Origin of the sequence: Enterobacter sp. BNK-18 (genome assembly GCF_047456135.1) — a bacterium.
GTDB classification, from domain to species: domain Bacteria; phylum Pseudomonadota; class Gammaproteobacteria; order Enterobacterales; family Enterobacteriaceae; genus Enterobacter; species Enterobacter ludwigii.
Genome location: NZ_CP179899.1, coordinates 437054 through 451296, shown reverse-complemented (window position 1 = coordinate 451296; position 14243 = coordinate 437054). Strand labels below are relative to the sequence as shown.

Below are 14243 nucleotides of genomic sequence, written 5' to 3'. Positions count from 1 at the left end.
TTTGATGTCGGAATGTCCATGACCATTAAGAATGTAATTTGTGATATCGACGGCGTGCTGATGCACGACAACGTTGCTGTACCAGGTGCTGCGGAGTTTCTTCACCGCATCATCGACAAAGGAATGCCTCTGGTTCTTCTCACGAACTACCCTTCTCAGACCGGTCAGGACCTGGCAAACCGCTTTGCCACAGCAGGCGTCAACGTGCCGGACAGCGTGTTTTATACCTCTGCCATGGCCACCGCTGATTTCCTCAAGCGCCAGGAAGGAAAAAAGGCCTACGTGGTGGGTGAAGGGGCGCTGATCCACGAGTTATATAAGGCAGGGTTTACCATCACAGATGTGAACCCGGACTTTGTGATCGTTGGCGAAACGCGCTCCTATAACTGGGAGATGATGCACAAAGCCTCCTACTTTGTTGCCAACGGTGCGCGTTTTATTGCCACCAACCCGGATACCCACGGCCGTGGTTTTTACCCTGCCTGCGGTGCGCTGTGTGCCGGTATCGAAAAGATCTCTGGCCGGAAACCGTTCTACGTGGGCAAGCCCAGCCCGTGGATCATCCGTGCTGCGCTGAACAAGATGCAGGCCCACTCTGAAGAAACGGTGATTGTCGGCGACAACCTGCGCACCGATATCCTGGCCGGATTCCAGGCGGGCCTGGAAACCATTCTGGTGCTTTCCGGTGTCTCCACGCTCGACGATATTGACGCCATGCCCTTCCGGCCGAGCTGGATTTATCCCTCCGTCGAAGAAATTGATATTATCTGATCCCAAACCACGCCTCAGCGCGTGGTTTTTTATTTTCACGCCCGATAAACAACCCCGCATCTAACAAAACAGCCGATTTATTGCATAATCATCAATAAAAGCGTTCATGACGTACTCGTTTTTCACTATTCGGCAATCAGCATTGCACTATTTCCGTTTTATCCCGTAAAACCCTTGCGCGGCCTCCCCCTTTGCGGCATTTTCATAAGCAAGCAACATTACAAAGCAACAGGGTTAACGGAGAAGGTTATGTGTTCAATTTTTGGCGTACTGGATATTAAAACTGACGCAGGCGAACTGCGTAAAAAGGCACTCGAATTGTCCCGCCTGATGCGCCATCGCGGCCCGGACTGGTCCGGCGTTTACGCCAGCGATAAAGCCATCCTGGCACACGAACGTCTGTCCATTGTTGACGTCAACGCCGGTGCTCAGCCGCTGTATAACGAGAAAAAAACACACGCGCTGGCTGTCAACGGTGAAATCTATAACCATCAGGCGCTGCGCGCCGAGTACGGCGACCGTTACGCCTTCCAGACCGGTTCTGACTGTGAAGTGATCCTGGCGCTGTATCAGGAGAAAGGCCCGGAATTCCTCGATGATCTGCAGGGTATGTTTGCCTTCGCCCTGTACGACAGCGAAAAAGATGCCTATCTGATTGGCCGCGACCATATTGGTATTATCCCGCTGTATATGGGTCACGATGAACACGGCAACTTTTATGTCGCCTCAGAAATGAAAGCCCTGGTGCCGGTTTGCCGCACCATTAAAGAGTTCCCGGCAGGAAGTTACCTGTGGAGTAAAGACGGCGAGATCCGTCAGTACTATCAGCGCGACTGGTTCGACTATGATGCGGTTAAAGACAACGTGACTGATAAAGCCGAACTGCGTCAGGCGCTGGAAGATTCTGTTAAAAGCCACCTGATGTCAGATGTGCCTTACGGCGTACTGCTCTCCGGCGGGCTGGACTCGTCCGTGATCTCCGCGATCACCAAGAAATTCGCCGCGCGTCGTGTTGAAGATCAGGAACGTTCAGAAGCCTGGTGGCCGCAACTGCACTCCTTTGCTGTGGGCCTGGAAGGCGCACCGGATCTGAAAGCCGCGCAGGAAGTGGCAAACCATCTCGGTACCGTGCACCATGAGATCCACTTCACCGTGCAGGAAGGCCTGGATGCGATCCGCGATGTTATCTACCACATCGAAACCTACGATGTGACCACCATTCGCGCTTCCACGCCGATGTACCTGATGTCGCGTAAGATCAAAGCGATGGGCATCAAGATGGTGCTCTCCGGTGAAGGGTCTGACGAAGTGTTTGGCGGCTACCTCTATTTCCACAAAGCGCCGAACGCTAAAGAGCTGCATGAAGAGACAGTACGTAAACTGCAGGCGCTGCATATGTTTGACTGCGCACGCGCCAACAAAGCGATGTCTGCCTGGGGCGTGGAAGCGCGTGTTCCCTTCCTGGATAAGAAATTCCTCGACGTGGCAATGCGCATCAACCCGCAGGACAAAATGTGCGGCAACGGCAAAATGGAGAAACATATCCTGCGTGAATGTTTCGAATCCTACCTGCCGGCGAGCGTGGCATGGCGTCAGAAAGAGCAATTCTCTGACGGTGTCGGGTATAGCTGGATCGACACCCTGAAAGAGGTGGCGGCAAAACAGGTTTCCGATCAGCAACTGGAAACTGCGAGCTTCCGCTTCCCGTACAACACGCCAGGCTCCAAAGAAGCGTATCTGTACCGCGAAATCTTTGAAGAGTTGTTCCCGGTGCCGAGTGCGGCGGAGTGTGTTCCTGGCGGCCCGTCCGTTGCCTGTTCTTCGGCTAAAGCCATTGAATGGGATGAATCTTTCAAGTCAATGAACGATCCATCAGGACGTGCGGTAGGCGTACACCAGTCTGCCTATAAGTAATCGAAAAGCATCCAATCAGGCCCTGCGGGGCCTGATTTTTTTTGCCCCCTATTTCACTCCCTAAAAACGATAAATAACCAATAATTGCCGAATATTCGGTCACGCTGTTCGCAACCTAACCAAACAGTCACATTCCGGCTATTTTCGTTGAAAAAGGTGTTGACGCTGCAAGGGTCTATACGCATAATGCGCCCCGCAACGCCGATAAGGTAACGCGAAAAAAAGATGGCTACGTAGCTCAGTTGGTTAGAGCACATCACTCATAATGATGGGGTCACAGGTTCGAATCCCGTCGTAGCCACCATCTTTTTTGCGGGAGTGGCGAAATTGGTAGACGCACCAGATTTAGGTTCTGGCGCCGCAAGGTGTGCGAGTTCAAGTCTCGCCTCCCGCACCATTCCCAGGTAAGCGTTGTACGGATGGGGTATCGCCAAGCGGTAAGGCACCGGTTTTTGATACCGGCATTCCCTGGTTCGAATCCAGGTACCCCAGCCATATTTCTTCGATTTTGCGGTTCTCCGCGGTATTGGGGTATCGCCAAGCGGTAAGGCACCGGTTTTTGATACCGGCATTCCCTGGTTCGAATCCAGGTACCCCAGCCATCGAAGATTGCAGTACTGGCTACGTAGCTCAGTTGGTTAGAGCACATCACTCATAATGATGGGGTCACAGGTTCGAATCCCGTCGTAGCCACCAAATTAGTCATCTGTCGAATGATTCGGTAGACGAGAAAAAATTGTTGGGGTATCGCCAAGCGGTAAGGCACCGGATTCTGATTCCGGCATTCCGAGGTTCGAATCCTCGTACCCCAGCCAATTTAAAAAAGTCGTTAAGCACATTGTTTAACGCAATTGGGGTGTCGCCAAGCGGTAAGGCTCTGGTTTCTGATACCAGCATTCCGGGGTTCGAATCCCTGCACCCCAGCCACTTAGTAACAAAAAAGCCCGCTCTGCGGGCTTTTTTGTTTTTGTTGGATTATGTACCGCATCCGAAAGCCCTCTCCCGCAGGAGAAGGCACTCAGATTAAAGGCCTAACGCGTACTTCAGCGCCTGACGCTTCAGCCCACCGGCACGCTCCGCCGCCATCAACCCAATGTTACGCAGAATGCGCACCGGACCAAGATCGTTACTGAACCCGGCGTAAAACAGATCCATCCCCGACTGCATAATAAAGTTATCCGCCATACGCCGCGTCTGGTAACGTTTCAGTACCGGATGGCTGGCCCAGGCCTCCGCATGAGCGCGCGCATTGCCCAGCACATCCAGTAAAGCCTCAATGTCACGGTATCCCAGGTTCACGCCCTGCCCCGCCAGCGGGTGAATGGTGTGTGCCGCATCCCCCACCAGCGCCAGCCCTGCACGGGCATACTGCAATGCATGGCGACGCGTAAGCGGAAACGCCCCGGCGGCAACCGGCATGACGTAGCCCAGACGGCGTGGGAAGTGCTGATGGATCTCTCGCTGCAGCTGCTCCATTGAAAGCCCCTGCAACTGACGAATGCGCGCCGGTTTGTCATACCACACCAGCGACGCCCAGCGGTCAAACAACGGTAAAAAAGCATGCGGGCCATTCGGGGTAAAGTGCTGCCAGGTGCTCTCACCCGGGTCATTCTCACACTGCACGGTGATCAGCATGCACGCCTGCTGGTACTGCCAGGCATGAATGCCAATTCCCGCCATTTGCCTGACCTGTGAGTTGGCACCATCCGCTCCGACAACCAGCCTCGTAGCCAGCTCATCACCCTTATCCAGCTCAAGCAAATACCCGCCTTCGTGGGGATGCAGTGCTTTAAGTGACGCCGGGACGCGCAGCGCCACTTTCGGATGCGCCTCCAGGGCCTGCCAGAGCGCCAGCTGGAGGACCGTATTTTCCACCATATAACCCAGGCGGGGCAGCTTCAGTTCAGCGGCATCAAACGCGACATGCGCATTCTCCCACTCCCAGGTTTCGAGACGGCTGTAAGGGTGCGCGCGCATCCCGAGCACGGCATCCCAAACGCCCAGCCCGCGCAGCAGATCGACAGAGGCGGCGCTGATAGCTGAAATTCGCACATCCGGCTTTGCCGTCGGGTCAAACGCAACAGAGGCAGCCTGCTCGATAACCGTCACCTCAAATCCCTGCTGCGCCAGCCCCAGCGCGAGTGCGCCGCCGACCATACCGCCGCCGACAACGGCAATTTCGGTTTGTTGGAGAGTCATGGTCAATTATCCTTAATGGTATATACCTTAAGTTTACCGGATTTTTTCGGTCTTGAGGTTGACAACCTTCATACTGGTCACAACCGCAGCAAAGCATTACAATACGCGCCCTGCATTCCTGAGCATGAGCAAGTCGATGACAAAAAAACTCCATATAAAAACCTGGGGCTGTCAGATGAACGAATACGATTCATCCAAGATGGCCGATCTGCTGGATGCCACGCACGGGTATCAACTGACTGACAACGCGAACGAAGCGGACGTGTTGCTGCTCAATACCTGTTCGATCCGTGAGAAGGCGCAGGAGAAGGTGTTCCATCAACTGGGCCGCTGGAAGCTTATCAAACGCAAAAGACCCGATGTGATCATTGGCGTGGGTGGCTGTGTGGCCTCGCAGGAAGGCAAACTGATCCGCCAGCGTGCTCACTATGTTGATATTATTTTTGGCCCGCAGACGCTGCACCGCCTGCCGGAGATGATCAACGCCGTTCGCGAGAATCGCCGCCCGGTGGTTGACGTAAGCTTCCCGGAAATCGAAAAATTTGACCGTCTGCCAGAACCACGCGCGGATGGTCCAACAGCCTACGTCTCCATTATGGAAGGCTGTAACAAGTACTGCACCTATTGTGTCGTACCGTATACCCGCGGCGAAGAAGTGAGCCGTCCAACCGACGACATTCTGTTTGAAGTGGCGCAACTGGCGGCACAGGGTGTGCGTGAAATTCATCTGCTGGGCCAGAACGTCAACGCCTGGCGCGGCGAGAACTACGACGGTACCACCGGCAGCTTTGCAGAACTGCTGCGCCTGGTGGCCGCGATCGACGGCATCGACCGCCTTCGCTTCACCACCAGCCACCCGATGGAATTTACCGATGACATCATTGATGTGTATCGCGACACGCCAGAGCTGGTGAGCTTCCTGCATCTGCCGATTCAGTGCGGTTCCGACCGCGTGCTGAACCTGATGGGACGTCCACATACGGTACTGGAGTACAAATCCATCATCCGCAAGCTGCGTGAAGCCCGTCCTGACATCCAGATTAGCTCCGACTTTATCGTTGGCTTCCCGGGCGAAACCACGGATGACTTTGAGCGCACGATGAAGCTCATTGGCGAAGTGAATTTTGACGTCAGCTACAGCTTTATCTTCTCAGCGCGTCCAGGTACTCCTGCGGCCGATATGGTCGACGATGTGCCGGAAGAAGAGAAAAAGCAGCGTCTGTATATTCTGCAGGAGCGTATCAACCAGCAGGCCAACGCCTGGAGCCGTCGTATGGTCGGCACCGTCCAGCGTATTCTGGTGGAAGGCACTTCCCGTAAGAGCATTATGGAGCTGTCAGGACGCACCGAAAATAACCGCGTCGTGAACTTTGAAGGCACGCCAGACATGGTCGGTAAATTTGTGGACGTGGAGATTGTCGACGTACTGACCAACTCCCTGCGCGCGAAAGTGGTCCGTACCGAAGACGAAATGGGTCTGCGCATCGCACAGTCGCCGGAATCCGTCATGTCCCGCACCCGCAAAGAAAGCGACGCTGGCGTCGGTATTTACCAGCCATAACGCCATCCGGCCTGCCGTTTCGGCAGGCCTTGTATTTCCTCTCATCGCCCCCAATATCTTCCGCAACGCTTGCGCCTTTATTCTATGGCGTGAATAATTTCGGTAATGACCGTTTTATTACGCCAGGTGGCACCGGGTCAGTTAATCAATCAAAGAGGAACAGTTTGAACATAGATACGCGTGAAATTAGCCTTGAGCCAGCAGACAACGCTCGCCTGCTGAGCCTGTGCGGGCCGTTTGATGACAACATCAAACAACTGGAGCGACGTCTGGGTATCGAAATCAATCGTCGCGATAATCATTTCAAACTCACCGGACGCCCTCTCTGCGTCAACGCCGCTGCGGATATTCTGCGTAGCCTGTATGTGGATACCGCCCCAATGCGCGGTGAAATACAGGATATCGAGCCAGAACAGATCCACCTCGCGATCAAAGAGGCGCGCGTGCTTGAGCAAAGCGCAGAAAGTGTGCCGGACTATGGCAAGGCCATCAATATTAAGACCAAACGTGGCGTCATTAAGCCGCGTACGCCAAACCAGGCGCAGTACATCGCCAACATTCTCGACCATGACATCACCTTCGGTGTGGGCCCGGCGGGTACGGGTAAAACCTATCTGGCCGTTGCCGCGGCGGTTGATGCGCTTGAACGCCAGGAGATTCGTCGCATCCTGCTGACCCGTCCGGCGGTGGAAGCGGGTGAAAAACTGGGCTTCCTGCCAGGCGATCTGAGCCAGAAGGTTGACCCTTACCTTCGTCCGTTATACGACGCACTGTTCGAGATGCTCGGCTTTGAGAAAGTTGAGAAGCTGATTGAGCGTAACGTGATTGAAGTTGCCCCGCTCGCCTATATGCGCGGCCGTACGCTGAATGATGCATTCATTATTCTCGATGAAAGCCAGAACACCACCATCGAACAGATGAAAATGTTCCTGACACGTATCGGCTTTAACTCAAAAGCGGTCATTACCGGTGACGTCACGCAGATTGACCTGCCGCGCAGCACCAAATCGGGTCTGCGCCATGCCATTGAAGTGCTGGCCGACGTCGACGAAATCAGCTTTAACTTCTTCCACAGCGAAGACGTGGTCCGTCACCCGGTTGTGGCGCGCATCGTTAACGCTTATGAAGCATGGGAAGAAGCAGATCAGAAGCGTAAGGCCGAACTGGCCGCAGAACGTAAGCGCGAAGCGCAGGAGCAAGAACAAAAATGAGTCAGGTGATCCTCGATTTACAACTGGCATGTGACGATAATTCCGGCTTGCCAGAAGAGGCGCAGTTTCAGACATGGCTGGATGCGGTTATCCCCCCGTTTCAGGAAGAATCAGAAGTCACGATTCGTCTGGTGGATGAAGCCGAAAGCCATGAGCTTAACCTGACCTACCGCGGGAAAGATAAGCCGACCAACGTGCTCTCTTTCCCCTTCGAAGCCCCACCGGGAATTGAGATGCCGCTGCTGGGCGATCTGATCATCTGCCGCCAGGTCGTGGAACAGGAAGCTAAAGAGCAGCAAAAACCGCTGGAAGCTCACTGGGCGCATATGGTGGTACACGGTAGCCTGCATCTGCTCGGCTACGACCATATTGAAGATGACGAAGCGGAAGAGATGGAGTCCCTCGAGACAGAGATAATGCTTGCTCTGGGCTATGAGGATCCGTACATTGCCGAGAAAGAATAGTCAGTCGACCGACTGACTAACATGCCGCCGCGTAGGGAAATAGCGCGGCGGTAAACGTTGAACTAACAAGAGAACCCTTAACAAACGCCATGAGCGACGACAATTCACACAGTAGCGACACGACAAACACCAAAAAGGGATTTTTCTCCCTCATTCTGAACCAGCTTTTCCACGGCGAACCTAAAAACCGTGACGAACTGCTGGAGCTGATTCGTGATTCCGGGCAAAACGACCTTATCGATGAAGATACGCGCGAAATGCTCGAAGGGGTAATGGACATCGCCGACCAGCGCGTTCGCGACATCATGATCCCCCGCTCGCAGATGATCACCCTGAAACGTAACCAGACTCTGGACGAGTGCCTCGATGTGATCATCGAATCCGCACACTCGCGTTTCCCGGTCATCAGCGAAGATAAAGATCACATTGAAGGGATTTTGATGGCGAAAGATCTGCTGCCGTTTATGCGCAGCGATGCCGAAGCCTTCAGCATGGAAAAAGTGTTACGCCAGGCCGTGGTTGTGCCGGAAAGTAAACGTGTGGATCGGATGCTGAAAGAGTTTCGCTCTCAGCGCTACCACATGGCGATTGTTATTGATGAATTTGGTGGCGTTTCCGGTCTCGTCACGATCGAAGATATCCTTGAGCTGATCGTGGGCGAAATCGAAGATGAGTATGACGAAGAAGAGGATATCGACTTCCGTCAGCTTAGCCGTCACACCTGGACCGTTCGCGCGCTGGCCTCGATTGAGGACTTTAACGACGCCTTTAGTACCCATTTCAGCGATGAAGAGGTCGATACTATTGGCGGGCTGGTGATGCAGGCCTTTGGCCACCTTCCGGCACGCGGCGAGACCGTTGACATCGACGGTTACCAGTTCAAAGTGGCAATGGCCGACAGCCGACGTATTATACAGGTTCATGTCAGAACGCCGGACGACTCACCGGTGCCAAAACTGGAAGATTAATGTAAATGGCATTTGCCCCATTACTTGAACGCCAGCGTGTACGTCTGCTGCTGGCGCTGTTACTCGGAGCCAGCGGAACGCTGGCTTTTTCTCCTTACGATATCTGGCCTGCAGCCATTCTCTCCCTGATGGGACTTCAGGGTTTAACCCTGAATCGTCGTCCCGTCCAGGCGGCAGCGATTGGCTACTTCTGGGGACTGGGGCTGTTTGGCTCCGGCATCAACTGGGTCTATGTCAGCATCGCCCAGTTTGGCGGTATGCCAGGACCCGTTAACGTCTTCCTCGTGGTGCTGCTGGCCGCTTATCTCTCGCTCTATATCGGCCTGTTCGCGGGTATCCTTTCTCGCCTGTGGCCAAAAACCACCTGGCTGCGCGTTGCCATTGCTGCGCCGGTTGTCTGGCAAATTACCGAGTTCCTTCGCGGCTGGGTACTGACTGGCTTCCCGTGGCTGCAGTTCGGTTACAGTCAGATTGATGGCCCGCTAAAGGGGCTTGCTCCGGTAATGGGCGTTGAAGCGATTAACTTCCTGTTGATGGTGGTGAGCGGACTGCTGGTCCTGGCGCTGGTCACACGTAGCTGGAAGACGCTGGTCGTGGCGCTGGTGTTGTTTGCCCTGCCTTTCCCACTGCGTTATATCCAGTGGTACAGCCTGGTGCCAGAGCGCACTACACAGGTTTCAATGGTGCAGGGGAATATCCCTCAGTCAATGAAATGGGACGAGAAAGAGCTGCTGAACACACTGAAGATCTACGCTAACGCCACCGAGGCGGTCATGGGTAAATCGCAGCTGATCATCTGGCCAGAGTCGGCGATTCCGGATCTGGAAATTAACCAGCAGCCGTTCCTGAACATGATGAACGATCTACTGCTGGCTCGCGGCAGTACGCTGGTTACCGGGATTGTCGATGCGCGTCTGAATCAGCAGAACCGCTATGACACCTACAACACCATCATTACGCTGGGTAAAGACAGCGAATACAGCTACAACTCCACTGACCGGTATAACAAGAATCACCTGGTTCCGTTTGGCGAATTTGTACCGCTGGAGTCCATTCTGCGCCCGTTAGCACCGTTCTTTGACCTGCCGATGTCCTCATTCAGCCGTGGCCCGTACGTTCAGCCCCAACTGCATGCGCACGGTTTTGCCCTGACGGCGGCCATCTGCTACGAAATTATCCTCGGCGAGCAGGTGCGCGATAACTTCCGTCCGGACACTGACTTCCTGCTGACTATCTCCAACGATGCCTGGTTTGGTAAGTCGATTGGCCCGTGGCAGCACTTCCAGATGGCGCGGATGCGCTCCCTGGAGCTGGCGCGCCCGCTGCTGCGTAGCACCAACAACGGCATTACCGCCGTGATTGGCCCGCAGGGCGAAATCCAGGCCATGATCCCGCAGTTCACCCGTGAAGTGCTGACGACCAACGTCACGCCTGCGACGGGCCTGACGCCTTATGCCCGCACCGGCAACTGGCCGCTGTGGATCCTGACCGCGCTGTTCGGATTTGGCGCGGTGCTGATGAGCTTGCGTCAGCGTCGTCGATAATTTCCCCTCCCTTCCCCTCTCCCGTTGGGAGAGGGCATTTCTGGCACGTCTCTTGCTTTATTTCCCCACGTAAACGCAGTTTGGCTTAACGTGCAACTTCGTCGCACCAGCGTAGATCACCGGTAGCACCGAAACGGTGCAACGAGAGATATTTGCCTCTGATTGGTGCGGCGCGCTTCGCAAAAATAAACAATAACGCAGCAAAATCTTTACATTAAGCCAGACTAAATGTTAACAAGCTTGCATAACACTGCACTCGCATAGCGCGAGATATAACAACATCACAATGGGTATCAATGCGTCACTGGCGCTGATAAGAAAGGAGTTGGGTATGCAATTACGTAAACTGGCCACAGCAATGCTGGTTATGGGGATGTCGGCAAGCGTCGTTCACGCTGAAGATGCTCCGGCTGCCGGGAGCACTCTCGACAAGATTGCCAAAAACGGCGTGATCGTGGTCGGCCACCGTGAATCTTCTGTCCCGTTCTCTTACTACGACAACACGCAAAAAGTCGTGGGCTATTCACAGGATTACTCCAACGCTATCGTTGAAGCTGTGAAGAAAAAGCTGAACAAACCTGACCTGCAGGTGAAGCTGATTCCAATCACTTCACAAAACCGTATTCCACTGCTGCAAAACGGCACGTTCGATTTTGAGTGCGGTTCCACCACCAACAACCTTGAGCGTCAGAAACAGGCTGCCTTCTCTGACACCATCTTCGTCGTGGGCACCCGCCTGCTGACCAAGAAAGGCGGCGAGATCAAAGACTTTGCAGATCTGAAAGGTAAAGCCGTTGTTGTTACCTCCGGTACCACTTCCGAAGTGTTGCTGCACAAGCTGAACGACGAGAAGAAAATGGATATGCGCATCATCAGCGCGAAAGATCATGGCGACTCTTTCCGTACCCTGGAAAGTGGCCGTGCTGTGGCGTTTATGATGGATGATGCCCTGCTGGCAGGCGAACGTGCAAAAGCGAAGAAACCAGACAACTGGGATATCGTCGGCACGGCGCAATCTAAAGAAGCGTACGGTTGTATGCTGCGTAAAGACGATCCGCAGTTCAAGAAGCTGATCGATGACACCATCGCTCAGGTTCAGACCTCCGGTGAAGCGGAAAAATGGTTCGATAAATGGTTCAAGAACCCGATTCCACCCAAAAATCTTAACATGAACTTCGAACTGTCTGACGACATGAAAGCGCTGTTCAAATCACCAAACGACAAGGCTCTTAACTAATTAGAACAACAGGGGCGGGATCTCCTGCCCTCTCGATTGTCGGGAAGCATGGACAGACTATACGTTGAGTGGTCGTTCCCCACTCAGCGCGAAAAATGAGCTTCTCACCAATCTTCGAGGGTAGCGCTGCTACCCTTTTTTTTCTGGAGTTTATTATGTCAATAGACTGGAACTGGGGCATATTCCTGCAACAAGCCCCGTTCGGCAACACCACCTATCTTGGCTGGCTGTGGAGCGGTTTTCAGGTTACCGTCGCCTTATCGATCACGGCGTGGATTATCGCGTTTCTTGTCGGTTCACTGTTCGGTATTTTGCGCACCGTGCCTAACCGTTTTCTCTCATCTCTCGGCACCCTGTATGTGGAACTGTTCCGTAACGTTCCGCTGATTGTGCAATTTTTCACCTGGTATCTGGTCGTCCCGGAACTGCTGCCGGAAAATATTGGCATGTGGTTTAAGTCGGAACTGGATCCGAACGTGCAGTTCTTTGTCTCCTCCATGCTCTGCCTGGGGCTCTTCACCGCCGCGCGCGTTTGCGAGCAGGTGCGTGCCGCCATTCAGTCACTGCCGCGCGGACAAAAAAATGCTGGCCTGGCGATGGGCCTGACGCTGCCACAAACTTACCGCTATGTACTGCTGCCTAACGCTTACCGCGTCATTGTTCCACCAATGACGTCTGAGATGATGAACCTGGTGAAAAACTCGGCCATCGCCTCGACCATCGGTCTGGTGGATATGGCCGCACAGGCGGGCAAGCTGCTGGATTATTCCGCCCACGCGTGGGAATCCTTCACGGCGATCACACTCGCCTATGTTCTGATTAACACTTTCATCATGCTGGTGATGAACCTGGTTGAACGCAAAATCCGCCTGCCGGGCAATCTGGGGGGCAAATAATGTACGAATTTGACTGGAGTTCTATCGTTCCATCCATGCCTTACCTGCTGGATGGTCTGCTGATCACCTTAAAAATCACCGTGATTGCTATTGTGGTGGGTATCGTCTGGGGCACCCTGCTGGCGGTCATGCGCCTGTCGGCCTTTAAACCGTTCGCCTGGTTTGCCACGGCCTACGTTAACGTTTTCCGCTCCATCCCCCTGGTGATGGTACTGCTGTGGTTTTACCTGATTGTTCCCGGCTTTCTGCAAAACGTGCTGGGGCTATCGCCGAAAACCGATATCCGCCTGATCTCCGCGATGGTCGCGTTCTCAATGTTTGAGGCTGCCTACTATTCAGAGATTATCCGAGCGGGTATTCAGAGTATTTCCCGTGGGCAGTCCAGCGCCGCGCTGGCGCTGGGGATGACGCACTGGCAATCCATGCAGCTCATTATTCTGCCGCAGGCGTTTCGCGCCATGGTTCCCCTCCTGCTGACCCAGGGCATCGTACTGTTCCAGGATACCTCTCTGGTCTATGTATTGAGCCTGGCAGACTTCTTCCGTACCGCGTCTACCATCGGTGAACGTGACGGTACGCAGGTCGAAATGGTGCTCTTCGCGGGTGGCGTCTATTTTGTGATTAGTTTAAGCGCGTCGCTGTTGGTCAGCTGGCTGAAGAAAAGGACTGTATAATGATTTCCCTGAAAAATGTTTCTAAATGGTATGGGCACTTTCAGGTGCTGACCGACTGCTCAACCGAAGTGAAAAAAGGTGACGTGGTGGTGGTATGTGGGCCATCCGGCTCCGGTAAATCCACGCTGATCAAAACCGTTAACGGCCTGGAGCCGGTGCAGCAAGGAGAGATCCTCGTCAACGGCACCAAAGTCAATGACAGGAAAACCAACCTTGCTCAGCTGCGTTCCCACGTCGGCATGGTGTTCCAGCACTTTGAGCTGTTTCCGCACCTCTCCATTATCGAGAACCTGACGCTGGCGCAGGTAAAAGTGCTGAAACGCGATAAAAAGCTCGCGCGCGATAAAGGTCTGAAACTGCTGGAACGCGTGGGGCTCTCTGCGCATGCTGATAAATTCCCGGCGCAGCTCTCTGGCGGTCAGCAGCAGCGTGTGGCTATTGCCCGGGCCCTGTGTATGGATCCGGTCGCCATGCTGTTTGATGAACCGACTTCCGCTCTCGATCCCGAGATGATCAACGAAGTGCTGGACGTAATGGTTGAGCTGGCGCACGAAGGGATGACGATGATGGTGGTGACCCACGAAATGGGCTTCGCCCGCAAAGTGGCGAACCGCGTGATCTTCATGGACGAAGGGAAGATTGTTGAAGACTCGCCGAAAGAAGAGTTCTTCGCCAATCCTAAATCCGAGCGAGCAAAAGACTTCCTCGCCAAAATCCTGCACTAATCTCCCCGGTGCGCAATCTGCGGATTGCGCACTGCTTCACGCTTTAACTCTCTTCTTCTCGTCGGCGTCACATTGCAGC

Annotated in this window: 12 protein-coding genes and 7 tRNA genes; 18 read left to right on the top strand and 1 reads right to left on the bottom strand. The window is 54.1% G+C overall.

Going from position 1 to position 14243, the window contains the following annotated elements; all coding sequences use genetic code 11:
* The first annotated feature begins 18 nt into the window (after window positions 1–18).
* The 9 genes from nagD to ACMGG3_RS02160 all read left to right on the top strand — a co-directional run bounded on the left by nagD (window position 19) and on the right by ACMGG3_RS02160 (window position 3612).
* On the top strand, window positions 19–771 hold the full coding sequence (gene nagD / locus ACMGG3_RS02200) for a ribonucleotide monophosphatase NagD (protein WP_020884984.1): 753 nt from the start codon (window positions 19–21) through the stop codon (window positions 769–771).
* 249 nt (window positions 772–1020) lie between these two features.
* Entirely contained in the window at window positions 1021–2685 is a 1665-nt protein-coding gene (gene asnB / locus ACMGG3_RS02195; RefSeq protein WP_010428626.1) for an asparagine synthase B, read from the top strand.
* A 227-nt stretch (window positions 2686–2912) separates the two neighbouring features.
* Window positions 2913–2989 (top strand) — tRNA-Met (locus tag ACMGG3_RS02190).
* 8 nt (window positions 2990–2997) lie between these two features.
* Window positions 2998–3082: transfer RNA gene (locus ACMGG3_RS02185), tRNA-Leu, on the top strand.
* Window positions 3083–3105: 23 nt separating this feature from the next.
* Window positions 3106–3180: transfer RNA gene (locus ACMGG3_RS02180), tRNA-Gln, on the top strand.
* Between the two features lie 32 nt (window positions 3181–3212).
* Window positions 3213–3287, top strand: a tRNA-Gln gene (locus ACMGG3_RS02175).
* A gap of 17 nt (window positions 3288–3304) precedes the next feature.
* Window positions 3305–3381, top strand: a tRNA-Met gene (locus tag ACMGG3_RS02170).
* 44 nt (window positions 3382–3425) lie between these two features.
* Window positions 3426–3500, top strand: a tRNA-Gln gene (locus ACMGG3_RS02165).
* A gap of 37 nt (window positions 3501–3537) precedes the next feature.
* A tRNA-Gln gene (locus ACMGG3_RS02160) sits at window positions 3538–3612 on the top strand.
* 96 nt (window positions 3613–3708) lie between these two features.
* On the opposite strand, the gene ubiF is transcribed toward ACMGG3_RS02160, so the two are convergent.
* On the bottom strand, window positions 3709–4884 hold the full coding sequence (gene ubiF, locus ACMGG3_RS02155) for a 3-demethoxyubiquinol 3-hydroxylase (protein WP_414149540.1): 1176 nt from the start codon (window positions 4882–4884) through the stop codon (window positions 3709–3711).
* Between the two features lie 136 nt (window positions 4885–5020).
* Here ubiF and miaB point away from each other — a divergent pair, with 136 nt between their 5' ends.
* The 9 genes from miaB (at window position 5021) to ACMGG3_RS02110 (ending at window position 14164) form a co-directional block, all read left to right on the top strand.
* A complete protein-coding gene (gene miaB, locus ACMGG3_RS02150; protein WP_020884986.1) occupies window positions 5021–6445 on the top strand; it encodes a tRNA (N6-isopentenyl adenosine(37)-C2)-methylthiotransferase MiaB in 1425 nt (474 codons plus the stop codon).
* A 164-nt stretch (window positions 6446–6609) separates the two neighbouring features.
* Window positions 6610–7656 (top strand): PhoH family protein, encoded by a 1047-nt coding sequence (locus tag ACMGG3_RS02145; RefSeq protein ID WP_020884987.1) that lies wholly within the window; start codon window positions 6610–6612, stop codon window positions 7654–7656.
* Window positions 7653–8120 (top strand): rRNA maturation RNase YbeY, encoded by a 468-nt coding sequence (gene ybeY, locus ACMGG3_RS02140; protein WP_040016936.1) that lies wholly within the window; start codon window positions 7653–7655, stop codon window positions 8118–8120. The genes ACMGG3_RS02145 and ybeY overlap by 4 nt, the downstream gene beginning before the upstream one ends.
* Before the next feature lie 89 nt (window positions 8121–8209).
* On the top strand, window positions 8210–9088 hold the full coding sequence (gene corC / locus ACMGG3_RS02135) for a CNNM family magnesium/cobalt transport protein CorC (RefSeq protein WP_014169132.1): 879 nt from the start codon (window positions 8210–8212) through the stop codon (window positions 9086–9088).
* 5 nt (window positions 9089–9093) lie between these two features.
* Window positions 9094–10632 (top strand): apolipoprotein N-acyltransferase, encoded by a 1539-nt coding sequence (lnt, locus tag ACMGG3_RS02130; RefSeq protein WP_414149539.1) that lies wholly within the window; start codon window positions 9094–9096, stop codon window positions 10630–10632.
* Between the two features lie 331 nt (window positions 10633–10963).
* Window positions 10964–11869 (top strand): amino acid ABC transporter substrate-binding protein, encoded by a 906-nt coding sequence (locus ACMGG3_RS02125; RefSeq protein ID WP_020884991.1) that lies wholly within the window; start codon window positions 10964–10966, stop codon window positions 11867–11869.
* Between the two features lie 155 nt (window positions 11870–12024).
* A complete protein-coding gene (locus tag ACMGG3_RS02120; protein ID WP_020884992.1) occupies window positions 12025–12765 on the top strand; it encodes an amino acid ABC transporter permease in 741 nt (246 codons plus the stop codon).
* Window positions 12765–13439 carry a glutamate/aspartate ABC transporter permease GltK gene (gene gltK, locus ACMGG3_RS02115; protein ID WP_014169128.1) on the top strand — a complete coding sequence of 225 codons (675 nt, stop codon included), beginning with the start codon at window positions 12765–12767 and terminating at the stop codon, window positions 13437–13439. Before ACMGG3_RS02120 ends, gltK begins: the two co-directional genes overlap by 1 nt.
* A complete protein-coding gene (locus ACMGG3_RS02110; RefSeq protein ID WP_014169127.1) occupies window positions 13439–14164 on the top strand; it encodes an amino acid ABC transporter ATP-binding protein in 726 nt (241 codons plus the stop codon). The genes gltK and ACMGG3_RS02110 overlap by 1 nt, the downstream gene beginning before the upstream one ends.
* Window positions 14165–14243: the final 79 nt, after the last annotated feature.